The following is a 24,638-nucleotide window of genomic DNA, read 5'->3' on the forward strand; positions in this document are numbered from 1 at the left end:
GAACGTGACCCCCCACATCCATCAACTCCCGCTGCAGGCCGTTCTGTTCGACATGGACGGCACGCTCGTCGACACCGAGCGGCTGTGGTGGGAGGCGGTCGAGCAGGTCGCCGGGCGCCCGCTGACCGAGGCCGACCAGCCCGACGTGCTCGGCCGCCCGGTCGAGCACACCGCCGCCTGGCTCGCCACGGCGTCGGACCGGACGGAGGCGGACCTCGCGGCCGAGCTGCACCGCGAGTTCGCCGCACGCGTCCGTACCGGGATCGTGCCCCGGCCCGGCGCGCTGGACCTGCTGGACGCGCTGGCCGCCGCGGGCGTACCCGCCGCCCTGGTCACCGCGTCCCCGCGCGCGGTCGCCGACGTCGTCCTCGACGCCCTCGGCGCCCACCGGTTCGCGGCCTCCGTCACCGCCGACGACACCACCCGCACCAAGCCGGCCCCCGACCCCTACCGGGCCGCCTGCCGGGCCCTCGGCGTCGACCCCGCCGCCTGTGTGGCCGTGGAGGACACCGAGACCGGCGTCGCCTCCGCCGAGGCCGCCGGCTGCGCCGTCCTCGCCGTGCCGTCCCTCGCGCCGATCGGCACCGCGCCCGGCCGGACCGTACGCGACAGCCTCGCCGGCGTCACGGTCCAGGAACTGCGGCGGATGGTCACGCCCGAACTCCGGGTCATGAGCTGGAACCTGTGGCTCGGCGGCAGCGAGGTCGACGACCACCGGGCCAAGCAGCTCAAGGTGATCCTGGAGAGCGGCGCGGACGTGGTCGGGCTCCAGGAGACGGGCGGGACGGCCGCCCAGGAACTGGCCGAGGCGCTCGGCTGGCACCACCACCGGGCGGGCGAGAACCTCGGCGTCATCAGCCGCCACCCGATCACCGCCCGCTTCGGCGACCCGGATGTCGGCTTCTACGGCGCCGCGGGCGTCCGGATCGCCGTGGCCCCCGGCCACGAGGTGGACGTCTGGACCGCGCACCTGCACTACACGCCGTACGGCCCCTACGAGTCCGCCTTCGACGGGCTGGCGGCGCCGGAGCTGATCGCCCACGAGGAGCTGCGGCTGACGCAGATGCGGGACGCGCTGGAGCGCGTCGCCGGGTCCTCGGCCGAGGGTGTCCCGGTCGTCCTGGTCGGCGACTTCAACTGCCCCTCGCACCTGGACTGGCCGGACGTGGCCTGGCCGGTGACGAAGGCGGCCGAGGAGGCGGGCTTCGCCGACTCCTACCGGGAGGCCCATCCCGACCCCGCCGCCGAGCCCGGCCACACCTGGTCGCCGATCCATCCGGTGCACGAGGACGGCAGCGGGCGGCCCGAGCCGCAGGACCGGATCGACTACGTCCTGCACCGGGGCCTGACCGTGCGGGACGCGCGGACCCTCGTCACCGGCAGCCCGCGCCCCTGGCCGGACGTGGCGGGCAACGACTGGCCCTCCGACCATGCGGCGGTCGTCACGACCTTCGCTCTGCCGGTGAAGTGACCGCGGGTTACCGCAGGTCACCATTGCGGTACGGGGTGACCATCCCGTAGGTTGTGCCGCGCTCACGCCCACTACTGACTGGTAACACCGGCAGGTACACATGCGCTGGCCCCTCGGCCGTCCCACCACCGTCCGCACGCGGATCGTGGCGCTCGCGCTCGCCCCGGCCGTCGCGCTGATGGCGCTGTGGAGCTTCGCCATGTGGTCCGTCACCGGTGAACTGCGCGCGCTGGTCCGGCTCCAGGGGGTGTACGAGGACTTCGGCACCCCCGTGGACACCGCGATCGGGCAGATCCAGATCGAGCGCCGGATGTCCGCCGCCTACCTGGGCGCCCGGCTCGACGCGGCCACCGCGGCGGAACTGCTCGGGCAGGAACGCCGTACCGATGTGGCCGTGGACGCCATGCGGCAGGCGATCCAGCACGGCGACCGCAGCAGGCTCACGGACCGTCAGCGGCAGGCGCTGGACGCCATGGTGACGGCGGCCGGCAAGCTGGACGGGCTGCGCTCGCTGGTGCTGGCCCGGCGCATCACCTGGGACCGGGCCGTGGAGGACTACAGCGCGCTCGTGGAGCCCGGCTTCGACGTGCAGTCCACCCTCACCGCCCTCCAGGCCGGACAGCTGGCCCGGGAGGCGCAGGTCGTCATCGAGCTGGTGCGGGTACGGGAGTTCGTCTCCCGGGAGGACGCGCTGGTCGCCGGGGCACGAGCGGCCGGCACCCTGACCGACCGGCAGTACGACACCCTGGCCGCGACCATCGAGGACCGGCGGGTGTTCCAGCGCACGTACGTTCCGGACCTGCCCGCCGACTCGCGCGCGCTGTTCGAGGACTTCCAGCGCGGGGACGTGTACGGCTCGCTGGAACGCGGCGAGGACGCGCTGCTGCGGGCCGGTGCCGCCGGTACCGGGCGGGCCGTCGCCGCGGACACCTGGCGGTCCACCACCGACCGGGCCGTGAAGCGGTACATGCAGCTGTGCACGCGGTCCGCCGAGAACTCCGCCGCCCGCGGCCGGGCCTTCGCCTACCACGAGCTGACCAAGGCGGCCGTCGTCGGCGTGGTGGGCCTGGCCGCCGTCGGGCTGTCGCTGTGGTTCGCGGTGCGTGGCGCGCGGCGCATCTCGCGGCGCCTGGAGACGCTGCGGGACGCGGCCGACGTCCTGACGACCGACCAGCTGCCCGACGTCATGCGCAGACTGAGCGCCGGTGAGGAGGTGGACGCGCTCGCCGCGGCGCCGCCGCTCGCCGCCGACGAGGTGCGCGACGACGAGATCGGGCAGGTCGGCCGGTCCTTCAACACCGCGCGGCTCGCCGCCGTCGAGGCCGCGGTCAAGCAGGCCACCCTGCGGCGGGGCCTGTTCGCGGTGCTGCTCAACATCGCGCGCCGCAACCAGGCCCTGGTCCACCGCCAGCTGAAGCTCGTCGACACCCTGGAGCGGCGCACCGAGGATCCCGACATCCTGCGCGAGCTGTTCCGCATCGACCACCTGACCACGCGCATGCGCCGGCACGCGGAGAGCCTGATCATCCTCTCCGGCGCCGCACCCGGCCGGCGCTGGCGCAGGCCGGTGCCCGTGGGGGACGTCGTCGCCTCGGCGGTCGGCGAGATCGAGGACTACGCGCGGGTGGTCGTGCCGCCGATGCCGGACATCGGCGTCGCCGCGGACGCCGTCGCCGACGTGGTGCATCTGATCGCCGAACTCCTGGAGAACGCCGCGGTGTTCTCGCCGCCGCACACCCGGGTCACGCTGCGCACCGGGCGGGTCGGCAGCGGGTTCGTGCTGGAGATCGACGACCGGGGCCTCGGCCTCGACGCCGACGCCCGTGCCCAGGCTCACGCCACCCTCACCGACCCCGAGGCCTTCGACCCCACCCGCCACGACCGCCTCGGCCTCTACGTCGTCGGCCGCCTCGCCGCCCGCCACGGCATCGAGGTGAGCCTGCGCGACTCGCCGTACGGCGGCACGACGGCGGTGGTCCTGCTCCCGGAGGCGGTACTGGCGGAGGTGGCGCCACGCGAACAGGGGGCGGCGGTACGCACGTTGCCGCACAGGAACCGGTCGGCCGCACCGGGCGAGCCGCACAGCGCGTCCGCCGGCGAACCGGGCGCACGTAACCGGCTGGCGTCCGTGCCCGCGCCGGGTGCGGGGGCCGCGTCCGAGCCGGTGTCGGAGGAGGGGGCCGCGTCCGAGCCGGTGTCGGAGGAGGGGCGGTCGGCTCCGCCCGTCCTGCCCACCCGGACCCGGCAGGCTTCCCTCGTCCCGGAGCTGCGGGACGCACCGCCGCCGAACGACAGCGCGGCCGAGCGCGAGGTGGACGCCGAGGAGATGCGCGCGATCTTCGGTGCCTTCCAGCGCGGCCTCGACCGCGGCCGCAGGGGCCTGCCGGCGACCGGCGAAGCCCCGTCCGACGCGGCCGCTCGCAGCGCCGGTGCCGCACAGCCGACGGGACCGCGGACCCCTGAGGGCGCGGAAAACGGCGCGACCAGCCCCGACACACCCGCACCCGACCGCGCACATACCCCGGCCCCCGACCGCGCCGAACACGAGACCACCGACGCCGACAGCGTGACCACCCATGCCAACGGAGGGACGGACACCGACGATGCCCGGTGACGAACACACGCCCGAGCAGTCCGCCGAGACCAGCGGAGCGCCCGGCACGGACCTCGGCTGGCTGCTGGACGACCTCGTGGCGCGTACGGACCACGTACGCCAGGCCGTGCTGCTGACCGCCGACGGCCTGCCGCTCAGCAGCTCGGAGGGGATGCGCCGCAAGGACATCGAGCATCTGGCCGCCGTCTGCTCCGGCTTCCACGGCCTGGCCCGCTCGGCGGGGGAGCGGTTCGCCGCGGGCCAGGTGCGGCAGACCATGGTGATGCTCGACGACGCCTACCTCTTCATCACACCCGCCGGACACGGCAGCCGCCTCGCCGTGCTCAGCGAGGCCAGTACCGACGTCGGCCAGCTCGCCCACGAAATGGCCCTGCTCGTCCGCCGACTCGGCCGTCACCTGGACGCGGCCGCCCGGACGGCCAGATGATCCCCCGGTGAGCGACGAGCACTGGTACGAGGACGAGACCGGGCCGATGGTGCGCCCCTACACGGTGACCCGGGGCCGCACCCGGCCCTCGGGCGCGCACGCCATCGACCTGATGTCCCGGGTCACCGCCCTGGACGCCGACGCGCCGGGGCCGGACGTGGACCACGCCCGTGCCGCCCTGCTCGACCTGATCCGGCGCGGCCCGCGCCCCGTCGTGGAGCTGGCCGCGGACGCCGATCTGCCCCTGACCGTCGTCCGCGTCCTGCTCGGCGACCTTGCGGAGGCGGGCCTGATCCGCATCGACGAACCCCGCCGCCTCCCGGCCGGCGGCCCGTCCGCCGATCCGGGGTTGCTGCGGGAGATCGTCGCGCGGCTGCGGGAGATCTAGTGCAGTGTCACAGGCGTGTACGAGAGCGCTGTTGATCCGAACGCATCAACCGCTGTCGGTATCTCACGGAGCAGCACGCCACCCGTACTGCTGAAGGAGAACCATGCGCCTCCACAAGCTCTCCCTGCTCGCCGTCGCCGCCCTCGCGGGCCTGTCCCTCACCGCCTGCCAGGGCAGCAACAGCAACTCGTCCGGCCGGAACGACTCCTCCGCACCCAGCTCACCGCCCTCCGCCGCCCAGGGCGCCGCGTCCCAGAGGCGCGACGGCAGCGGCGCGTCCAGCGGCAGGGACACCCCCGCCGCGGCCCGGACGGGAAGCGTGATGACGTCCGCGTGCACGACCTCCCACCTCGCGTTCAGCACCTCCGGCGGGATGGCCGAGGGCACCCTCGTCGTCAACCTGAAGAACACCGGCTCCGCCACCTGCACCCTGAAGGGCTTCCCCGGCGCCGACCTGAAGAGCAAGGACGGCAGCGTCAGCGCCCGGCGGAGCAGGCTCGCCGCGCCGCTGGTCCGCGTCAAGCCGGGCGGGGAGACCCGCTTCACCCTGCACTACGCGCCGAACCACTCCGGCGGCAGCGGCGAGACCTTCACCGGCCTGATCGTCACCCCGCCCGGCGAGACCCACTCCCGCACGCTGCCCGTCGGCATCAACGTGCCCGTCTCGGACGGCAGCGGCCCCGCCGTCACCGTCGACCCCGTCGGCACCGGAAAGTAGCCGGACCTAGAGCTTGGGCCGCCAGGGCACGACCCTGAAGTCACCCGTGCCCTGCTTCACCTTCTCGAACGGCGCGGACGACACGCACGGCGGCAGGTCCTTGGTGTCCGTGGGGCTGCCGACCCCCGCCCAGCTGTAGCCCAGCCGGTCATGGTGCCCGAGGTCGTGGACCGTGACGCCGACCCGCTTGCCCTTGGCTCCCGGCAGGTCGGACGCGGTGATCACACCGGAGACGACGGCGACCTGGCCGCCGGTGACCAGGCAGTCCACCTTGGCCTTGGCCCAGGCTCCCCGGCCGTGAAGGTAATGGCTGAACTCGAAGGTGCCGGTGGCCTTGCGCGGGTCCATCGTGTTCTTCTCCGCCAGATGCGCGTCGAAGGTGAAGGTGATGTCGTCCCCGGCCGAGCGGTACAGCTTGGCCGTACCGGTCAGCGCGGCGGCCTCCCGCTGGGGGTGCGGGGCCCCGCCCCCGGAGGCCATTGCCGCCCCGGCTGCCCCGGTGATGATCAGCAGGGCGGTGACGGCAGACGCGGCGGCGATCTTCGTACGGCGCCTCATGACGGTCCTTTCCGCAGGTCAAGCGCGTGAACTGAACGATCACCACTCTCCCGGCAGGAGCGTTTTCGCACATCGCTCCGCAGACGGCTTTCCCCCTCCGCCATCCGGCGGGGGACCCTGCCGGTGACCTGCGTCTCAGGGAGGACGGGAACCGGCCACGAGGGCGCGCAACGAATCGCCGCCCGACCCGCACTCCACGCAACAAACCGCGCACAGGCGCGCAACGGCTCCTTCTTGTCCGGCCGAGCCCGCCGACCGTACCTTCTTAATGACCCCCTAACCCCCTGCGTCCGGTGAGGAACACGCATGCGCACCGCCCTGCTCCAGAGCTCCGGCCGCCCCGGCTCCGTCGTCGAGAACCTCAAGGTCCTCGACGAGGCCGCGGGCCGTGCCGCCGCCACGGGCGCCGCGCTGCTCGCCGCACCGGAGATGTTCCTGACCGGATACGCGATCGGCGACGGCATCGCCCGCCTCGCCGAGCCCGCCGACGGCGTCTGTGCCGACGCGATCGCCGAGACCGCCACCCGGCACGGCATCGCGATCGCCTACGGCTACCCGGAGCGCGACGGCGAGACGGTCTACAACTCCGCCCAGCTGATCTCCGCCGACGGCACCCGGCTCGCGAACTACCGCAAGACCCACCTCTTCGGCTGCTTCGAGCGCGACCACTTCACGCCGGGCGAGCAGCCGGTCGTCCAGGCCGAGCTGAACGGCCTCACCGTCGGCCTGATGATCTGCTACGACGTCGAGTTCCCGGAGAACGTCCGCGCCCACGCCCTGGCCGGCACCGACCTCCTCGTCGTCCCGACCGCGCAGATGCACCCCTTCCAGTTCGTCGCCGAGTCCCTCGTGCCGGTGCGCGCCTGGGAGAACCAGATGTACGTCGCGTACGTCAACCGGGTCGGCCAGGAAGGCGAGTTCGAGTTCGTCGGCCTTTCCGTCCTCGCCGGTCCCGACGGTGTCGCCCGCACCCGCGCCGGACGCGCCGAGCAACTGATCGTCGCCGATGCCGACCCCGCCTTCCTGGCCGCCTCCCGCGAGGCCAACCCGTACCTGAAGGACCGCCGCCCCGGTCTGTACGGGTCCCTCGGCTGAGCCGCCGCACCGAAAGCCTCCCCCTGTTTCGCCACGCGCAAGGAGTCCGTACCCCATGACGTCCACGGTGCCCAACGCCGTCGAGCACACCGACGAGCAGCAGCCGCCGATCACCATGTTCGGCCCGGACTTCCCCTACGCCTACGACGACTTCCTCGCCCACCCCGCGGGCCTCGGCCAGATACCCGCGACCGAGCACGGCACCGAGGTCGCCGTCATCGGCGGCGGTCTGTCCGGCATCGTGGCCGCGTACGAGCTGATGAAGATGGGCCTCAAGCCCGTCGTCTACGAGGCCGACCAGATCGGCGGCCGGCTGCGCACCGTCGGCTTCGAGGGCTGCGACGAGTCGCTGACCGCCGAGATGGGCGCGATGCGCTTCCCGCCGTCCTCCACCGCCCTGCAGCACTACATCGACATGGTGGGCCTGGAGACCAGGCCGTTCCCGAACCCTCTGGCCGAGGCCACGCCCTCGACCGTCGTGGACCTCAAGGGCGAGTCGCACTACGCGGAGACCGTCGACGACCTGCCCCAGGTGTACCGGGACGTCGCCGAGGCCTGGAACAAGTGCCTCGACGAGGGCGCCGACTTCTCCGACATGAACCGCGCCATGCGCGAGCGGGACGTCCCGCGCATCCGCGAGATCTGGGCGAAGCTGGTCGAGAAGCTCGACAACCAGACCTTCTACGGCTTCCTCTGCGACTCCGAGGCCTTCAAGTCCTTCCGGCACCGCGAGATCTTCGGCCAGGTCGGCTTCGGCACCGGCGGCTGGGACACCGACTTCCCGAACTCCATCCTGGAGATCCTGCGCGTCGTCTACACCGAGGCCGACGACCACCACCGCGGCATCGTCGGCGGCTCCCAGCAGCTGCCGCTGCGCCTGTGGGAGCGCGAGCCGGAGAAGATCGTGCACTGGCCGTACGGCACCTCGCTGAAGTCCCTGCACGTGGACGGCGAGCCCCGCCCGGCCGTGACCCGGCTGCACCGCACCGCGGGCAACCAGATCACGGTGACCGACGCGAACGGCGACATCCGCACCTACAAGGCGGCGATCTTCACCGCCCAGTCCTGGATGCTGCTGTCCAAGATCGCCTGTGACGACTCGCTGTTCCCGATCGACCACTGGACCGCGATCGAGCGCACCCACTACATGGAGTCCTCGAAGCTCTTCGTGCCGGTCGACCGGCCGTTCTGGCTGGACAAGGACGAGGAGACCGGCCGGGACGTCATGTCGATGACCCTGACCGACCGCATGACCCGCGGCACCTACCTCCTCGACAACGGCCCGGACCAGCCCGCCGTGATCTGCCTGTCGTACACCTGGTGCGACGACAGCCTGAAGTGGCTGCCGCTGTCCGCGAACGAGCGGATGGAGGTCATGCTGAAGTCGCTCGGCGAGATCTACCCGAAGGTCGACATCAGGAAGCACATCATCGGCAACCCGGTGACCGTCTCCTGGGAGAACGAGCCCTACTTCATGGGCGCGTTCAAGGCCAACCTGCCCGGCCACTACCGCTACCAGCGCCGCCTGTTCACCCACTTCATGCAGGACCGGCTGCCCGAGGACAAGCGGGGCATCTTCCTCGCCGGCGACGACATCTCCTGGACGGCCGGCTGGGCCGAGGGTGCGATCCAGACCGCGCTGAACGCGGTCTGGGGCGTCATGCACCACTTCGGCGGCGAGACCGACCCGGCCAACCCCGGCCCGGGTGACGTGTACGACGAGATCGCCCCCGTGGAGCTGCCCGAGGACTGACCAGAACAACGAGCAAGGACCAAGGCGCGGGCGGCCGGACTCGGACTCCGGCCGCCCGCGCCTTTTCAAACAGCGCGTCCCGCGCGGTGCCTGGCGGCCGGCGTTCACCCGCAGCACGGTCCGGATGGGCTCCGTACGGCCCCGCTCCTCGGCCGGCTGTCGTAGCCGGTCCGTTCGGCGGCGCGCGCGCCACCGCGGGTGCGTCCGTGCGGACCCTGCAAGGGAGTTCCGCAGACGGCTCGCCCAGCGGCCGGTCCCGGCCAGGTCAGTCGTCGAGCGGTGTCAGCAGCATCCGCCCGGCGAATCCCACCGCCGTGTCCAGCCGTGCGGTGAACTCCTCGGCCATGTCGCCGCAGTGGCGCAGCGCCCACAGGGCACGGGCCGCCACCCAGGCCCCGTCGCGGGCCCGCTCCAGGCTCCAGGAGCCCAGCAGATGGGTGAGCGGGTCGGCGATCTGGAGCAGGTCGGGGCCTGGCATCAGATCCTCGCGGATGCGCTCCTCCAGCGCCACGAGGAGATCGCCCACGCGGTCGAACTCGTCCTCCAGCTCGGCCGGTTCGCAGCCGAGGGTACGGCAGGCGTCCACCACGGCGAGCGCCAGATCGTGCCCGATGTGCGCGTTGATGCCCGCCAGCGCGAACTGCAGCGGCCGTACCCCGGGATGGCCGCGCAGCTGGAACAACGGACGCCAGCAGGCGGGCGGACGGCGGTCCGCGGCCACCGCGTCGACGGCCGCCAGATAGCGCTCGGCGAACCGCACGTCCAGCGCGATCGCCGCCCGTGGATCCGGGAACTCCCCGGCGTCCAGGTGCCGGTCGATCTCCTCGGTGACGGTGAGGTAGACGCGGTTGAACACGGCGACACCGTCCCGCTCGGGCAGGGCCGCGTCGAGAGCACGCATCCGGGAGACGACCGCGCCGACGGGAGTGGTGAGGTGTTCCAACTGCGCCATGGGGGAAGGGTCCCAGCCCTGGGCCGCAGGGGCGTGCCGACCGGCCCGGTGCTTCGCCGGAACGGGGGAACGGGCCGCCACGGGGGCGGTCCGGGAGGGGGACATGACACCGTGTCAGGCTTACGGGTCCGGCGCCTCGCGGAGCGCCGTGCCGCGCGCAGGCGTGCCGTGCGGCGCGGGCTGATGGTCGCGGCGGCCTCGGCGGTGACGCTGGTCGGCTCCGTCACCGGGGTGTTCTCGGCTCTGGGCCCCCCTCACGGCTCCGGGGAGGCCCGGACCGGGGTGACCCGTACACCGGCCCTGGCTCCCATGCCGCGGATACCTGCGCTCGCTCCCTCGCCCTCGCCGTCGTCGAGAACGCCGGTCACCCACCGGCCGACACCGAGCACACCCTCCCCGACCAGGAGGAAGCAGCCGGCCACCACCGTGTCACCGCTCCTGTACCGCCACCCCGACTCCCAGGTGCTGGACTGGGTCCGCGCGCATCCCGACGATCCGCGCACCGCCGTCATCGCCTCCCGGATAGCCGGCCGCCCGACCGCGGTGTGGTTCACCGACCCGGACCCGGACACGATCGCTGCCCGGGTACGCGCGGTCACCACGGGCGCGGCGGTGCGGGGCGCGGTCCCGGTACTCGTGCCGTACGCCATCCCGGACCGGGACTGCGGCGGCGCCTCCCGGGGCGGCGCGCCCGGCCTCGCGGCCTACGACGCCTGGATCGACGCCTTCGCACGGGGGCTGGGCTCCGGCGAGGTGATCGTCATCCTGGAGCCGGACTCGATCGCCCAGTCCGGCTGTCTGACGCCGGCCGGCCGCGCGGCCCGGTTCGCCTCGCTGGCCCGCGCGGGCCGGGTCCTGAAGTCGGCGTACCCGAGGGCACGCGTCTACTTCGACGCCGGTCACTCCGGCTGGAACCCGCCGGGCGAACAGGCCGCCCTGCTGAGGCAGGCGGGAGCGGCCGGCTCGGACGGTGTGTTCAGCAACGTCTCCAACTTCCGCACCACGGCCGACGAGATCGCCTACGACCGCCGGGTGCTGGACGCGCTCGGCGGCCCGTCGAGCCTCGGCGCCGTGATCGACACCAGCCGCAACGGCAACGGCGCCCCGCCGGACGGCCAGTGGTGCGACCCGGCCGGGCGGAGGATCGGCCGGGCCCCGACCCTGGACACCGGCGAGGCCCGGATCGACGCCTACCTGTGGGTCAAGCCGCCGGGGGAGTCCGACGGCTGCCGGGGCGCCGCCGGCACGTTCACCCCGTCGTACGCCTACGACTTGGCGCGCGGCGACTGGGCGTCGTAGGCGGACGTGCCCTCGTCCAGCAGTGGCTCCTGTTTCTTCAGATGGGCCGGGGCGAAGGCGCGCAGCGCGTGGTAGCCGGTGATGACGACCAGCGTGCCGAGGGCGATGCCGCTGAGCGAGAAGTCGCCGGTGAACTTCATGCTCACGTTGCCGACTCCGATGATGATGCCCGCGGCGGCCGGGACCAGGTTCAGCGGGTTGCGCAGGTCCACCTTGGCGTGCAGCCAGATCTGGGCGCCGAGCAGGCCGATCATGCCGTAGAGGATCACGGTGATGCCGCCGAGGACACCGCCCGGGATCGCGGCCACGACCGCGCCGAACTTCGGGCAGACGCCGAAGAGCAGGGCGAAGCCGGCGGCGGCCCAGTAGGCGGCGGTGGAGTAGACCCGGGTCGCGGCCATCACGCCGATGTTCTCGGAGTAGGTGGTGTTCGGCGGGCCGCCCACCGCGGTCGACAGCATGGACCCGACGCCGTCCGCCGAGATCGCCGTACCGAGCTTGTCGTCCAGCGGGTCTCCGGTCATCTCGCCGACCGCCTTGACGTGGCCCGCGTTCTCCGCCACCAGGGCGATGACGACCGGCAGCGCGACCAGGATCGCCGACCACTGGAAGGACGGCCCGTGGAAGTGCGGCAGGCCGATCCAGTCGGCCTTGGAGACGCCGGAGAGGTCCAGGCGCCAGTGGTCGGTGACCTTGCCGCTCGGGCTCATGGAGTGGATCCTGCCGAAGATCCGGTCGAAGGCCCAGGAGATGCCGTATCCGAAGACCAGCCCGAGGAAGATCGCGATACGCGACCAGAAGCCGCGCAGACAGACCAGGGCCATCCCCGTGAACAACATGACCAGCAGGGCCGTCCACTGGTCCTGCGGCCAGTAGGTGGAGGCGGTCACCGGGGCCAGGTTGAAGCCGATCAGCATGACGACCGCGCCCGTGACGATCGGCGGCATCGTGGCATGGATGATCCGCGCGCCGAAGCGCTGCACGGCGAGCCCCACCAGGAACAGCGCGATGCCGACCACGAACACCGCGCCGGTCACGGTGGCACTCGTCCCGCCCTGCGCGCGGATGACGGCGGCCACCCCCACGAACGACAGGGAGCAGCCCAGGTAGCTCGGCACGCGGCCGCGGGTGGCGAGGAGGAAGATCGCGGTCGCCACGCCCGACATCATGATCGCCAGGTTCGGGTCGAGGCCCATCAGCACCGGCGCGACGAAGGACGCGCCGAACATCGCGACCACGTGCTGGGCGCCGAGGCCCACCGTACGGGGCCAGGAGAGCCGTTCGTCGGGGCGTACCACCGCTCCGGGCGCGGGCGTGCGCCCGTCACCGTGCAGTTTCCAGCGCACGCCGAGGTCCATGGTGGGGTTTCGCTTTCTTACGTACGTGAAGGCGGTCCGGACCATTGTCACCGTTGACGGACGGCTCTACGCTCGCACGGTCCTACTCATGAACTTGTTTCACATATCTGACCACGATTGATCGATGGCAGATCGGAGTGCCTGATGAGTGGAAGTACCCGTGCGGCCGTACTGCTGGCCGCGGTGCTGGCGTTCGGGACAGCGCTCGTCCCGTCCGCGCACGCCGCGCCGAAGGCCCCGAGGACCGCCGTCCTGGACGGCACCCGCCTCCAGCGGACCCGCGCCCGGCTGGACCACGATCCCCGACTGAGGCGCGCGCTCGAGGACTTGACCACCCGCGCCGACACCTGGCTGGACCAGGGCCCCTGGACGGTCGTCGACAAGCCGAGGCCCGCACCCGGCGGCGACATCCACGAGTACCTGAGCCAGGCCCCCTACTGGTGGCCGACCACCACCCCCACGGCCGGCAACCCGTGGGGCTGCCCCTACGTCCAGCGAGACGGGCAGCGCAACCCCGAAGTCGACAGCGGAACGGACCGGCAGGACGCCGAGAAGGTCTTCGACTCGACGTACGACCTCTCGCTCGCCTGGTACTACACCGGCAAGCGCGCCTATGCCGAGAAGGCCGGGCAGATCCTGCGCACCTGGTTCCTCGCCCCGGCCACCCGGATGAACCCCGACCTGAACCACGCCCAGTTCATCCCGTGCAAGTACGACGGCCGGTCCATCGGCATCATCGACTTCTCCCAGTCGTACACCAGCGTCCTCGACGCCCAGGCGATCCTCGCCACGGGCGCCCCCGGCTGGAGCGCCGAGGACCGTACGGCGATGGGCAAGTGGAACGCCGACTTCCTGAACTGGCTGCGGACCAGCGACTTCGGCAAGGAGGAGGGCGCCGCCGCCAACAACCACGGGACCTTCTACGACATGCAGCTCGCCGCCCTCGCCTACGCCACCGGCGACACCGCCCTCGCCCGGCGGACCGTGCTCGACGCGCGCGCCGAGCGGATCGACCCGCAGATCGCGGCCGACGGCAGTCAGCCGCAGGAACTCGCCCGCACCCGCAGCTGGCACTACTCGGCCTTCGACCTGGTCGCCTACACCCGGCTCGCGGCCATCGGCCGGCACGTGGGCGTGAACCTGTGGTCGTACCAAGGCCCGGACGGGCAGAGCCTGTTCAAGGCAGTCGGCTATCTGCTGCCGGCCGCGACCGGCGCCGCCGCGTGGTCGCATCCGGAGCTGGAGTTCCACCGGTACGCGGCCACCGACGTCGTGCACGCGGCGGCCGACGCCGGGGACGCGGCGGCCGAGGCGGCCGTGACGAAGCTGGAGGCGCCGCCCGGGGGAGACCTGTGGGCGCTGCGGCCCGCCGCCGAGCAACTGGACTCCATAGCGGGCTGAGCAGGGCCCCGGCCAGGGCTCCTGAGCGGTCGCTTAGTATGGGAACCGTCTCAGCAGCGATGTTCAGGAGCCCCTCCCCGTGACCGCCGAAGCCCCGATCGCGCCCGCCGTCCCCTATGGCCGGCTGATCCCCGTCACCGTGCACTTCGACGACCTCGACGCGCTCGGGCTCCTGCACAACGCCCGCTACCCGCTGATGGTCGAGCGCGCCTGGACCGAACTGTGGCACGAGCACGGCGTCCGCTTCGACGGCGACTGGCACGCGGCCGGCGACGCCTGCAACGCGGTGCGCGAGCTGCGCATCGGCTACGAGGCACCGGTGACCAGCCCCGGCACCTACGCCGTCCACCTCTGGCTGGAACGCCTCGGCACCACCGGGCTGACCTACGGCTTCCGCTTCTGCTCCGCGGACGGGGTGCGGACCTACGCCCAGGGCACCCGGGTGCTGGTCCGGCTGGACGCGTCGACCATGCGTCCCACGCCGTGGACCGACGCCTTCAGGGCCGTGGGCCGGGAACTGCTGCGGCCCGCGGGCTGACCTGGGTCCGGCCGCCGCGCTCGGCGGTGCGCAGCACGCCCGCCAACACCGCGAGCCCGCCGGCCAGCGCCGTCACCACACAGAACGACACCACCAGGCTGGTCGCCTGGGCCACCCCGCCGATCAGGCTCGGCGCGATCAGCCCCGAGGTGTAGGTGATCGTCGCCACGCCGGCTATGGCCTGGCTGGGGTTGGGACCGGCGTGTCCCGCCGCCGCGAAGCACAGCGGTACGACCACCGCGATGCCGAGCCCCATCAGCGCGAACCCGCCCATCGCCACCACCGGATACCCGGCGAACACGATCAGCAGACCGCCCAGCACGGCCAGGATGCCGCCGGCCCGGACGGTGCGGACCGCGCCGAACCGGTTCACCACCGTGTCCCCGGCGATCCGGGCCACCGCCATCGTCAGCATGAACCCGGTCGTACAGGCCGCCGCCACACCGGCCGAACTGTCCAGCCGGTCCCGCAGGAACACCGCCGACCAGTCCAGGCTCGCGCCCTCCGCGAACACCGCGCAGAAACCGACCGTGCCGATGAGCAGCGCCGAGCGCGGCGGCAGCGCGAACCGCGGCGGCGGCTCCTCGTCCTCGGCCGGCTGCAGGTCCAGCACCCACGTGCAGGCCACCAGGCCCAGCGCGGTCAGCACGGCCGAGGCGAGCGCGAAGTGCAGCCGGGCGTCCGAGCCGAGGTGCGCGGCGAGCGTGCCGGCCGCCGAGCCGGTCAGCGCGCCCGCGCTCCACATGCCGTGCAGCCCCGACATGACCGACCTGCCGAGCAGCCGCTCCACCTCGACACCGAGCGCGTTCATCGCCACATCGGCCATGCCCGAGCTCGCGCCGTAGGTGAAGATCGCCAGGCACAGGGTGTACAGGTTCGGCGCGAGGGACGGCAGGACCAGCGACAGCGTCCACAGCGCGAGCAGCCCGCGCAGGGCGGTACGACTGCCGAAGCGGTGGCTGATCCGGCCCGCCAGCGGCATCGCGCACGAGGCGCCGAACGCCCCGAAGGCCAGCGCGAACCCCAACTGGCCCGGGCTCAGCGAGGCATGTTCCTGGATCCACGGCACCCGGGTCGCGAACGAGCCGGTGATGGCACCGTGCACGGCGAACACGGCCGCCACGGCGTACCGGGCACGCCTGACCTCGTCCTGTGCGTACTCCATGTCACTCATAGTCCGGCCCTCCCCACAGGTCGCCCTCGCGGCCGCGCCGTAAACTATCAGGGACCCTGCCTGATAGATAGGCGGTTTTACGGCCGCCGTCCCGCGCGCGCCGATCTGGGAGGATTCCCGTCATGCCCGCATCACCCAGCACCGCCCGGGCCATCAACGACCGCCAGGCCCTGCGGCTGTTGCAGCACGAAGGCCCGCTCACGGCAGGGCAGTTGAAGCAGCTGACGGGTCTGTCCCGGCCGACGGTCGCCGACCTGGTGGAACGGCTCACCGCCGCCGGACTGATCACGGTCGTCGGCGAGTCCGGCGAACAGCGCCGCGGCCCCAACGCCCGGCTGTACGGCATCGTCACCGACCGGGCCCATCTGGCCGCGCTCGACGTCCGTACCGAGGGGGTCTTCGTGCTGGTCTCCGACCTGGTCGGGCGGGTGCTCGCCGAGGCGTCCGTGCCGATCGGCGGGGACACCGGGACCGGGCCCGCCGTGGAGCAGGCGGTGGCCGCGGTGGAACGCACCGCGAAGGAGGCCGGGGCCGACCGGCTGCACACCGTGGGCATCGGCGCGCCGGGCCTCATCGATCCGGCCACCGGCGACCTCCGGGACTCCGGCGGCCTGCCCGCCTGGCACCGCAGCCTGGCCGCCGCCCTGCAGGAACGGCTGCCGGGCGCCCGCGTCACCGTGGAGAACGAGACCAACCTCGCCGCCCTGGCCGAACAGCGCGAGGGCGCCGCCCGGGACCGGGACACCTTCGTCCTGCTCTGGCTGGGTCACGGCGTCGGCGCGGCGGTCGTCCTCGACGGCACCCTCCGCCGCGGCGCCTCCGGCGGCACCGGCGAGATCGGCTTCCTCCCGGTCCCGGGCACCGGCTCGCTCCCCTCGGCGACGGACTGCGACGGCGGGTTCCACTCGCTGGCGGGGGCGGCGGCGATCGGCTCCCTGGCGGCGGAGTGCGGCCTGCCGCTACCGGCCACGATCGACGGACCGGGCGCGGCGGCGGTGATACGGGGGGCTGTGGCGGAGGCGGGCGATTCGGGTGCGGTGCATCCGGGTGGGCCACTTGTGGGCGTCACTCGTCGGAGTGGCGATTCGGGAACGGCTCATCGGGGTGCCGCTCATCCGGATGGTGAGCGGCCCGCCGGGCGGTTTCTCCATGCCCTCGCCGACCGGATCGCCATCGGCGCGGCGTCCGTGGTGGCCGTACTCGATCCCGGCTGTGTGGTGCTCGGCGGGGAGGTCGGGCAGGCCGGCGGCCCGTTGCTGGCAGGCCTGGTCGAGGAGCGGCTCCGCCGCATGTCACCCCTGCTCACGGAGGTCCGGGCGAGCACCCTCGGTGGTACCGCGGTACTGCGCGGCGCGCTGCTGACCGCCCGGGACCGCGCGCAGGACGAACTGTTCGCGCCCCGGGACCGCAACTGACCGCCCGCAGGGCGGCCCTCAGCCGGGGCTTCGCCCGACGGATGTCCGGTGGGCCGGGCCCGGCGGTCCGCCCCACCGCCGGTCCGCCCGCGGCCGGTTCGCCCGCCGCCGGGCCGCCCACGGCCGGTCCCCGCAGGTCGTAAGTCAGTTGCGCGGCACCGCGTGCCAGGCCCCCAGCCAGCTCCCAGCCGGCCCCCAGCCGCCTCCCACCCGTCAGCCGCCGAAGCGCCGCCCCAGATACTCCTCGAACGTCGTCTTCCCCACCGCCCGTTCGGGGGTCACCAACCCGCCCTCGCGGACAGCGCGATAGGTCCCGCCGAACAGCGGCACGCGCGCGACGGCCCGGCGCCGGCCGGTCGCGCGGAGGTAGGCGTGCGCCAGCGAATCCAGGGACCGTACTTCGGGGCCGCCCATGTCCGCCACCCGCCCGGCCGGCGCGGTGAGCGCCAACTCGGCCAGGCGCTCGGCGACTTCGCCCACCTCGACCGGCTGGTCCGGGACCCCGGCCGGGACCAGCATGACGGGCGACTTGGCCAGCCCGCCGAGGATCGTGACCATCAGGTCGTGGAACTGGGTCGTACGCAGGATGGTCCAGCCGAGCCCCGACGCCTCGATCCGTCGCTCCACGGCCAGCTTGGTCCTGTAGTAGCCGAGCGGCACCCGGTCGATGCCGACGATGGAGATGTAGACCAGATGGCCCACTCCGGCCCGCCGCGCGGCCGAGATCAGGTGATCGGCCGCCTCCTCGTCCCCGCCCCGCTGAGTGGTCGCGCAGTGCACCACGGTCTCCACGCCCTCGAGCGCGCCGTCGAGCCCGCTCCCGCCCACGCGCAGATCGACGGCGTACGGCTGCGTGTGCCGGCTGAGCACCCGCACCTCGTGCCCCTCCGCCCGCAGCCGCTCCGTCACGCACCGGCCGAGCGTGCCGGTCCCGCCGGTCACCAGGATGGTGGTCATGCTGTACCTGTCCCTCCGGAACTCCGCGTGCCCCAGGTCGGAGCACCCTCGTCCGCTGAGACCAGGCAGCCCCGCGAAATGTGACAGGCCCCGGCCCGGCTGCGCTAGGACCGCGCCAACTGCCGCTGCACATAGGCAAGCTTGTCCGGGTTCATCACGGTCCGCACATGGGTGATCAGCCCGTCCCGCAGCTCGAAGGACGCCACCCCGACGAGCATGTCGCCCGCCCGGGCGACCAGCGCGCCCGCCCCGTTGACCTCCACCACCGCGAAGTCCAGGCCCTTCGTGAACCGCTCGGCCCCGCCCATCAGGAAGCGCATGACCTTCTCGCGTCCCACGATCGGCCGCAGGGCCGCGGACACCCTGCCGCCGCCGTCGCCCCAGTAGGTGACGTCCGCCGCGAGCAGTTTCTCCAGGCCGGCCATGTCACCCTCGCGGGCCGCCGTGAGGAAGGACGTGAGCAGTTCCTCCTGCCGCTGTGGCGCCGGCTCGAACCGGCCCTCCGGCGCGGCGACCCGGGCCACCGCCCGCCGGTACAGCTGACGGCAGTTGGCCTCGCTCAGGTCCAGGACGCCGGCGATCTCCCGGTGGCCGTAACCGAAGGCCTCGCGGAGCACGTACACCGCCCGCTCGGTCGGCGTCAGCCGCTCCAGCAGCACCAGCAGGGCCATGGACACCTGCTCGCGCCGCTCCGCCGACTCCAGCGGGCCGAGCGTGCCGTCGGAGGTGGCCACCGGCTCCGGCAGCCAGGGCCCGGGATACTCCTCGCGCCGCGCACGGGCCGAGGTCAGCCGGGTGAGACAGAGGTTGGTGACGGCCTTGGCGAGCCACGCTCCCGGGTGCTCGATCGCCGCCCGGTCGGCGCCGCTGAACCGCAGATACGCGTCCTGCACCGCGTCCTCCGCCTCGTGGGCGGAGCCGAGCAGACGGTAGGCCAGGCCGAACAGGCGAGGCCGGTGGGACTCGAACTCGTCGGCGTGGGGCGGCGGTGTCATGTGCTTCAGCCTGCCAGACGATGATCGCGTCCTGGCGGCCCGGCGGCGGGCAAGGGCCGTCGTCACCGCCACCGGGCCCGCCCGCACGATAAGAGGACTAGACCAGTAAGGTCAATAGGTCCGGACCAAGGCCAATCGGCCGCGCCGGCCCGGCAGTTGCGCGCGGTGACTGCGGCGCGCAAGAGCGGCGACACACCCTGTGAGGGAGCCCACACCCCTCGCATGTCTGGAGGACCGTCCGGCGTGGCACACTGGATCTGTACCAGAAGCAGCGCACTCCGGGGTCGGTGAAAGTCCGAACCGGCGGTTACAGTCCGCGACCCGGCCGCTTCCAGCGGCCGGTTGACCAGGTGAAATTCCTGGACCGACGGTTAAAGTCCGGATGGGAGGCAGTGCGCGGCGAGCGGGCACGTCTCCGTGCGCGCCGTCGTATCTGGGCTCGTCCGTACGTGGACGGGTCCTTTTCGGCGTCGCCCCGGTGTGCTCACTCGTACATTCTGTCGTCATCGACAGGCCCCGGAGTCCGTGCCCGAAGAGGCAGGAGGACCCGGGAAGTGTTCACCGGAATCGTCGAAGAGCTGGGTGAGGTCACCGCCGTCGAGAACCTCGGCGACGCCTCCCGCTTCAAGCTCCGCGGCCCCGTCGTGACCAACGGCGCGCAGCACGGCGACTCCATCGCCGTGAACGGGGTCTGTCTCACCGTCGTGGAGCACGAGGGCGACGAGTTCACCGCCGACGTCATGGCCGAGACCCTGAACCGCTCCAGCCTCGGCGCGCTCAGCGTCGGCTCCCGGGTCAACCTCGAACGCCCCATGGCCGTGGGCGCGCGTCTCGGCGGGCACATCGTGCAGGGCCATGTCGACGGCACCGGCGAGGTGCTGGAGCGCAAGCCCTCCGAGAACTGGGAGATCGTGAAGATCTCCCTCCCCGCGGACCTCTCCCGCTACGTCGTCGAGAAGGGCTCCATCACCGTCGACGGCATCAGCCTCACCGTCGTCGAAGCCGGCCCCGACTACTTCACCGTCAGCCTCATCCCGACCACCCTGGACCTGACCACGCTCGGCGTGAAGCAGCCCGGCGACCCGGTCAACCTCGAGGTCGACGTCGTCGCCAAGTACGTCGAGCGGCTCCTCGGCGACCGTGCCCAGGGAGCCGGCAAGTGAACTGGCTGAACTCCGAGGCCTTCACCCTCTTCGGCCAGCGCATCATCTGGTCGGACATGACCGGCAACATCCTCGGCCTGATCACCCTCGCCCTCGGCTGGCGCCGCTCCCTGTGGACCTGGCCCGTGCAGTTCCTCTCCGGTCTCGTCCTCTTCGCCGCCTTCTACGGCCATCTGACCGGCAGCGCCGGCAAGCAGGCCGTCGTCATGGCCGTCGCCCTGTACGGCTGGTGGCAGTGGCAGCGCAACCGGGGCCGGGCCGGGGACGGCCACATCACCCCCCGGTTCGCCGGCCGGCGCGAGCGCGCGGCGATGCTCGGCGCGGCCGCCGCCGGCACGGTCGCGGTGGCCCTGCTCTTCACGGCCTACCCGTCGCTGTCCTGGGACCCCTGGCCCGACGCGTACATCTTCGTCGGCACCATCGTCGCCATGTACGCCCAGGCCAAGGGCATGGTCGAGTTCTGGATCGCCTGGCTGCTCGTCGACGTCGTCGGTGTGCCCCTCAACTTCGCCAACCACTACGCCTTCTCCGGTTTCGTCTACGTCATCTACGGCGCACTCGTCCTGTGGGGCATGCGCGACTGGTGGCTGCGCTCCCGTCGGGGCTCGCAGCCCGTCCTGGAAGGAGCCCCGGCATGACCTCGGCACCGCCCCTGTACGACATGGACACCCTCGAGAACTTCGGGCTCGACCCCGTCGAGCAGGCCATCGCCGACATCGCGGCCGGCCGCCCCGTCGTGGTCGTCGACGACGAGGACCGGGAGAACGAGGGCGACCTCGTGATCGCCGCCGAGAAGGCGACCCCCGAGATCGTCGCCTTCATGATGAGCGAGTGCCGGGGCCTCATCTGCGCCCCCATGGAGGGCGAGGAACTGGACCGGCTGCGGCTGCCGCAGATGGTCCAGGACAACACCGAGTCGATGAAAACCGCGTTCACCATCTCCGTGGACGCCTCGGCCGCTCACGGCGTGAGCACCGGCATCTCGGCCTCCGACCGCGCGACGACACTCCAGCTCCTCGCGAGCGGCACGGCGGAGCCGACGGACTTCGTCCGCCCCGGCCACATCTTCCCGCTGCGCGCCAAGCCCGGCGGCGTCCTCGTGCGCAACGGCCACACGGAGGCCGCGGTCGACCTCGCCCGGCTCGCCGGCCTGCGCCCGGCCGGCGCCATCGTGGAGATCGCCGGCGAGGACGGCCGTATGCTCCGCCTGCCCGAGCTCGTCCCCTTCGCCCGCAAGCACGGCCTGACGATCATCTCCATCGAGGACCTGATCGCCTACCGCCGCGGCAGCGAGCCCACCGTCCGCCGCGAGGCCGAGACCCGCCTGCCCACGAAGTACGGCACCTTCACCGCCTACGGCTACCGCTCCACCGTCGACGGCGTCGAGCACGTCGCCCTCGTGCACGGCGAGATCGGCGACGGCGCGGACGTCCTGGTCCGCGTCCACTCCGAATGCCTCACCGGTGACGTCTTCGGCTCCCTGCGCTGCGACTGCGGCCCCCAGCTGGACGCCGCCCTGCAGCGCATCCAGCAGGAGGGCCGGGGCGTGGTGGTCTACCTCCGCGGTCACGAGGGCCGGGGCATCGGCCTGCTGTCCAAGCTCCGGGCGTACGAACTCCAGGAACGCGGCCGCGACACCCTCGACGCCAACCTCGAACTCGGCCTGCCCGCCGACGCCCGCGACTACGGCGCCGGCGCCCGGATCCTCGCCGACCTGGGCGTGCACGGCGTCCGGCTGATGACCAACAACCCGGACAAGACCGACGCGCTGCTGCGCCACGGCCTGGACGTCACCGGCCGCGAGCCGATGCCCGTCCAGGCGGGCGAGCACAATCTCCACTACCTGCGCACCAAGCGGGACCGGATGGGACACGACCTGCCCTGGCTGGACACGCCCGCCGTGACCGCTTCTGCGGCCGCGGTCGCGTCCGCCTGTGGCAACCAGTAAGCAAGAAGCACTGAGAGGACACACGTGAGCGGCAAGGGTGCACCGGAACTGTCCGTACGCAACGCGAGCGACCTCCGGGTCGCCGTCATCGCGGCGCAGTGGCACGAGAAGGTGATGGACGGTCTGGTGAACGGCGCCCTGCGCGCCCTGCACGACCTGGGGATCGACGAGCCGACCCTGATCCGGGTCCCCGGCAGCTTCGAACTCCCGGTCGCCGCCAAGGTGCTGGCCGGGCGCGGCTACGACGCCGTGGTCGCCCTCGGCGTCGTCATCCGCGGCGGCACCCCCCACTTCGACTACGTGTGCCAGGGCGTCACCCAGGGCCTCACCCAGGTCAGCATCGAGACCGGCGTCCCCGTCGGCTTCGGCGTGCTCACCTGCGACACCGAGGAGCAGGCCCTGGACCGGGCCGGCCTGGAGGGCTCGGGCGAGGACAAGGGGCACGAGGCGGTGACCGCGGCGGTCGCGACCGCCGCCACGCTCCGCTCGGTATCCGAACCCTGGCACTGAGGCAGCGGCCGGAACGCGTAGGGTAAGGACCACCATGTCCAAGAAGACGTTCGAGGAGCTCTTCACCGAGCTCCAGCACAAGGCCGCCCACGGCGATCCCGCCACTTCCCGCACCGCAGAGCTGGTCGGCAAGGGCGTCCATGCCATCGGCAAGAAGGTCGTCGAAGAGGCCGCCGAGGTCTGGATGGCCGCCGAGTACGAGGGCAAGGAGGCGGCGGCCGAGGAGATCTCCCAGCTGCTGTACCACGTCCAGGTGATGATGGTCGCCCGCGGGATCTCCCTCGACGACGTCTACGCCCACCTGTAAACCGCCCCGCCGCTCACAGCCGTAGAAACCCCTTCACGCAAAGGAAGCCGACCTCATGCTGCGCATCGCCGTCCCCAACAAGGGTTCACTGTCCGGCCCTGCGGCGGAGATGCTGCATGAGGCCGGCTACCAGCAGCGCCGCGAGTCCAAGGAGCTGCGGATCGTCGACCCGGAGAACGAGGTCGAGTTCTTCTACCTCCGCCCCCGCGACATCGCGATCTACGTCGCCTCCGGCCGGCTCGACATGGGCATCACCGGCCGTGACCTGCTGATCGACTCCGGCGCCGACGCCGAGGAGATCCTGCCGCTCGGCTTCGCCCGCTCCACCTTCCGCTTCGCCGCCAAGCCGGGCACCGCGAGCGGCATCCAGGACCTCAAGGGCAAGACGGTCGCCACCTCCTACGAGGGCATCGTCGCGGGGCACCTCGCCGACAGCGGCGTCGACGCCTCCGTCGTCCACCTGGACGGCGCCGTGGAGACCGCGATCGAGCTGGGCGTCGCCGAGGTCATCGCCGACGTCGTGGAGACCGGCACCAGCCTGCGCAACGCCGGTCTGGAGGTGTTCGGCGAACCGATCATGAAGTCCGAGGCGATCGTCATCCGCCGTACCGGCGCCGACGGCGAGGAGGATGCCGAGAAGGTCCAGCAGTTCCTGCGCCGCCTCCAGGGCGTCCTGGTCGCCCGGACGTACGTGATGATGGACTACGACTGCCGGGTCGAGCAGCTGGAGAAGGCCGTCGCGCTGACCCCCGGCCTGGAGTCGCCGACCGTCTCCCCGCTGCACAACGAGGGCTGGGTCGCGGTCCGCGCCATGGTCCCCGCCAAGGAGGCCCAGCGGATCATGGACGACCTCTACGCCATCGGCGCCCGCGCCATCCTCACCACGGCCATCCACGCCTGCCGCCTGTAAGGGGTGCGCACCGAGATGTCCGACACGCCCACCCTTCCCGTCACCTTCCGGCCGGGCCACACCCGGGCGATCCTGCTCACCGCCGGTGTCGCGATCTTCCTGACCATCTCCGGCGTCGGGCTGCTGCTGGACCGGCTCGGCCCGGGGGAGCGGCTCAGCTTCGCCGTCACCGGGGCGCTGATCTTCTGGGCGCTGGCCCAGCTGGCGCGGGTGAAGGTCGTCGCCGACGAGTCCGGCGTCACCGTGGTCAACATCGTCAGCAAGCGGCGCCTGGAGTGGGCGGAGATCCTCCAGGTGAACCTCCGTCCGGGCGATCCCTGGGTGTTCCTCAACCTCAGCGACGGCACCAGCCTGCCCGCGCTCGGCATCCAGCCGGGCATCGCCAAGCAGCGCGCCATCGCCGACGCGCAGGCCCTGCGGGCCCTCGCCGAAGCCCGCTCCCTGGCCCACCCGGAGGAGGATCAGGGCTGAGTCGGGGGCAGATCGGGGCCGACTCGGGGTCGCCCACCCTGCCCCAGCGGCCCCTGTCTTGATTAATCTGGTGACGGAGGCCGTTTCGCTGCGGCCCCGCCCCTGGAGCACCACCCGGTGCACGGGGGTTCCTGCTACCCGAGGAGTGACTCCCTCCAGCGATGGACGGATCGTCCTGTAGTACCTGCGCCGCCCCGACCCGACATACCGGGAAGG

24 protein-coding genes and 1 riboswitch are annotated in these 24,638 nt (G+C 72.4%); of the genes, 18 read left to right on the top strand and 6 right to left on the bottom strand.

Translation table 11 applies throughout. From position 1 onward, the window contains the following. The first annotated feature begins 4 nt into the window (after positions 1 to 4). The 5 genes from BFF78_RS34305 to BFF78_RS43925 all read left to right on the top strand — a co-directional run bounded on the left by BFF78_RS34305 (position 5) and on the right by BFF78_RS43925 (position 5,618). Positions 5 to 1,471 (top strand): HAD-IA family hydrolase, encoded by a 1,467-nt coding sequence (locus BFF78_RS34305; protein WP_069782001.1) that lies wholly within the window; start codon positions 5 to 7, stop codon positions 1,469 to 1,471. Between the two features lie 100 nt (positions 1,472 to 1,571). Then, the gene (locus BFF78_RS34310) at positions 1,572 to 4,085 is read left to right on the top strand and encodes an ATP-binding protein (protein ID WP_079161587.1); all 2,514 of its coding nucleotides are present in this window, start codon (positions 1,572 to 1,574) and stop codon (positions 4,083 to 4,085) included. Next, positions 4,075 to 4,512, top strand: coding sequence for a roadblock/LC7 domain-containing protein (locus BFF78_RS34315; protein WP_079161588.1), 438 nt, complete (start codon positions 4,075 to 4,077; stop codon positions 4,510 to 4,512). The genes BFF78_RS34310 and BFF78_RS34315 overlap by 11 nt, the downstream gene beginning before the upstream one ends. Before the next feature lie 7 nt (positions 4,513 to 4,519). Then, a complete protein-coding gene (locus BFF78_RS34320) occupies positions 4,520 to 4,900 on the top strand; it encodes a DUF742 domain-containing protein (protein WP_227025984.1) in 381 nt (126 codons plus the stop codon). Between the two features lie 103 nt (positions 4,901 to 5,003). Beyond that, on the top strand, positions 5,004 to 5,618 hold the full coding sequence (locus BFF78_RS43925; RefSeq protein WP_079161589.1) for a DUF4232 domain-containing protein: 615 nt from the start codon (positions 5,004 to 5,006) through the stop codon (positions 5,616 to 5,618). 6 nt (positions 5,619 to 5,624) lie between these two features. Here the strand turns inward: BFF78_RS43925 and BFF78_RS34335 are convergent, their stop codons facing one another. Beyond that, the gene (locus BFF78_RS34335) at positions 5,625 to 6,176 is read right to left on the bottom strand and encodes a Repetin (RefSeq protein ID WP_069782004.1); all 552 of its coding nucleotides are present in this window, start codon (positions 6,174 to 6,176) and stop codon (positions 5,625 to 5,627) included. Positions 6,177 to 6,482: 306 nt separating this feature from the next. On the opposite strand from BFF78_RS34335, the gene BFF78_RS34340 reads away from it, so the two are divergent. After that, positions 6,483 to 7,271 (top strand): carbon-nitrogen hydrolase family protein, encoded by a 789-nt coding sequence (locus BFF78_RS34340; RefSeq protein WP_069782005.1) that lies wholly within the window; start codon positions 6,483 to 6,485, stop codon positions 7,269 to 7,271. A 55-nt stretch (positions 7,272 to 7,326) separates the two neighbouring features. Beyond that, positions 7,327 to 9,024, top strand: coding sequence for a flavin monoamine oxidase family protein (locus BFF78_RS34345; RefSeq protein WP_069782006.1), 1,698 nt, complete (start codon positions 7,327 to 7,329; stop codon positions 9,022 to 9,024). A 265-nt stretch (positions 9,025 to 9,289) separates the two neighbouring features. Here BFF78_RS34345 and BFF78_RS34350 read toward each other — a convergent pair whose 3' ends face one another. Further along, positions 9,290 to 9,976, bottom strand: coding sequence for a DUF5995 family protein (locus tag BFF78_RS34350; RefSeq protein WP_069782007.1), 687 nt, complete (start codon positions 9,974 to 9,976; stop codon positions 9,290 to 9,292). 183 nt (positions 9,977 to 10,159) lie between these two features. On the opposite strand from BFF78_RS34350, the gene BFF78_RS34355 reads away from it, so the two are divergent. Continuing rightward, positions 10,160 to 11,275, top strand: coding sequence for a glycoside hydrolase family 6 protein (locus tag BFF78_RS34355; RefSeq protein WP_069783979.1), 1,116 nt, complete (start codon positions 10,160 to 10,162; stop codon positions 11,273 to 11,275). Here BFF78_RS34355 and BFF78_RS34360 read toward each other — a convergent pair. Next, the gene (locus tag BFF78_RS34360; protein WP_069782008.1) at positions 11,242 to 12,633 is read right to left on the bottom strand and encodes a uracil-xanthine permease family protein; all 1,392 of its coding nucleotides are present in this window, start codon (positions 12,631 to 12,633) and stop codon (positions 11,242 to 11,244) included. The genes BFF78_RS34355 and BFF78_RS34360 overlap by 34 nt on opposite strands. 144 nt (positions 12,634 to 12,777) lie before the next feature. Here BFF78_RS34360 and BFF78_RS34365 point away from each other — a divergent pair, with 144 nt between their 5' ends. Both BFF78_RS34365 and BFF78_RS34370 read left to right on the top strand, forming a co-directional pair. Then, positions 12,778 to 14,034 (top strand): alginate lyase family protein, encoded by a 1,257-nt coding sequence (locus BFF78_RS34365; protein ID WP_069782009.1) that lies wholly within the window; start codon positions 12,778 to 12,780, stop codon positions 14,032 to 14,034. A gap of 79 nt (positions 14,035 to 14,113) precedes the next feature. Then, positions 14,114 to 14,572 carry an acyl-CoA thioesterase gene (locus BFF78_RS34370; protein WP_069782010.1) on the top strand — a complete coding sequence of 153 codons (459 nt, stop codon included), beginning with the start codon at positions 14,114 to 14,116 and terminating at the stop codon, positions 14,570 to 14,572. On the opposite strand, the gene BFF78_RS34375 is transcribed toward BFF78_RS34370, so the two are convergent. Next, positions 14,532 to 15,746, bottom strand: coding sequence for an MFS transporter (locus BFF78_RS34375; RefSeq protein ID WP_069782011.1), 1,215 nt, complete (start codon positions 15,744 to 15,746; stop codon positions 14,532 to 14,534). The two genes, BFF78_RS34370 and BFF78_RS34375, sit on opposite strands and share 41 nt — an antisense overlap. A 122-nt stretch (positions 15,747 to 15,868) precedes the next feature. Here BFF78_RS34375 and BFF78_RS34380 point away from each other — a divergent pair, with 122 nt between their 5' ends. Then, a complete protein-coding gene (locus BFF78_RS34380) occupies positions 15,869 to 17,161 on the top strand; it encodes an ROK family transcriptional regulator (protein ID WP_069782012.1) in 1,293 nt (430 codons plus the stop codon). Positions 17,162 to 17,374: 213 nt separating this feature from the next. Here the strand turns inward: BFF78_RS34380 and BFF78_RS34385 are convergent, their stop codons facing one another. Further along, complete coding sequence (locus tag BFF78_RS34385; RefSeq protein ID WP_069782013.1) at positions 17,375 to 18,118, bottom strand: SDR family oxidoreductase; 744 nt, start codon at positions 18,116 to 18,118, stop codon at positions 17,375 to 17,377. Positions 18,119 to 18,222: 104 nt separating this feature from the next. Further along, positions 18,223 to 19,113 carry an RNA polymerase sigma-70 factor gene (locus tag BFF78_RS34390; RefSeq protein WP_069782014.1) on the bottom strand — a complete coding sequence of 297 codons (891 nt, stop codon included), beginning with the start codon at positions 19,111 to 19,113 and terminating at the stop codon, positions 18,223 to 18,225. A gap of 269 nt (positions 19,114 to 19,382) precedes the next feature. Continuing rightward, positions 19,383 to 19,513: riboswitch (FMN riboswitch) on the top strand. Between the two features lie 154 nt (positions 19,514 to 19,667). On the opposite strand from BFF78_RS34390, the gene BFF78_RS34395 reads away from it, so the two are divergent. Genes BFF78_RS34395 through BFF78_RS34425 form a run of 7 tightly spaced genes read left to right on the top strand, consistent with a single transcriptional unit; the run spans position 19,668 to position 24,422 of the window. Beyond that, positions 19,668 to 20,276 (top strand): riboflavin synthase, encoded by a 609-nt coding sequence (locus tag BFF78_RS34395; protein ID WP_069782015.1) that lies wholly within the window; start codon positions 19,668 to 19,670, stop codon positions 20,274 to 20,276. Further along, positions 20,273 to 20,914 carry a nicotinamide mononucleotide transporter family protein gene (locus tag BFF78_RS34400; RefSeq protein WP_069782016.1) on the top strand — a complete coding sequence of 214 codons (642 nt, stop codon included), beginning with the start codon at positions 20,273 to 20,275 and terminating at the stop codon, positions 20,912 to 20,914. Before BFF78_RS34395 ends, BFF78_RS34400 begins: the two co-directional genes overlap by 4 nt. Then, positions 20,911 to 22,224: a bifunctional 3,4-dihydroxy-2-butanone-4-phosphate synthase/GTP cyclohydrolase II gene (locus tag BFF78_RS34405; protein WP_069782017.1), complete on the top strand. Its 1,314-nt coding sequence runs from the start codon at positions 20,911 to 20,913 to the stop codon at positions 22,222 to 22,224. The genes BFF78_RS34400 and BFF78_RS34405 overlap by 4 nt, the downstream gene beginning before the upstream one ends. A 24-nt stretch (positions 22,225 to 22,248) precedes the next feature. After that, positions 22,249 to 22,734, top strand: coding sequence for a 6,7-dimethyl-8-ribityllumazine synthase (gene ribH / locus BFF78_RS34410; RefSeq protein WP_069782018.1), 486 nt, complete (start codon positions 22,249 to 22,251; stop codon positions 22,732 to 22,734). 34 nt (positions 22,735 to 22,768) lie between these two features. Then, positions 22,769 to 23,041 (top strand): phosphoribosyl-ATP diphosphatase, encoded by a 273-nt coding sequence (locus tag BFF78_RS34415; RefSeq protein ID WP_007491392.1) that lies wholly within the window; start codon positions 22,769 to 22,771, stop codon positions 23,039 to 23,041. 55 nt (positions 23,042 to 23,096) lie between these two features. Beyond that, positions 23,097 to 23,951 carry an ATP phosphoribosyltransferase gene (hisG, locus tag BFF78_RS34420; RefSeq protein WP_069782019.1) on the top strand — a complete coding sequence of 285 codons (855 nt, stop codon included), beginning with the start codon at positions 23,097 to 23,099 and terminating at the stop codon, positions 23,949 to 23,951. Between the two features lie 15 nt (positions 23,952 to 23,966). Further along, positions 23,967 to 24,422: a PH domain-containing protein gene (locus tag BFF78_RS34425; RefSeq protein ID WP_069783980.1), complete on the top strand. Its 456-nt coding sequence runs from the start codon at positions 23,967 to 23,969 to the stop codon at positions 24,420 to 24,422. The last annotated feature ends 216 nt before the right edge of the window (positions 24,423 to 24,638 follow it).

Origin of the sequence: Streptomyces fodineus (genome assembly GCF_001735805.1) — a bacterium.
Taxonomy (GTDB): domain Bacteria; phylum Actinomycetota; class Actinomycetes; order Streptomycetales; family Streptomycetaceae; genus Streptomyces; species Streptomyces fodineus.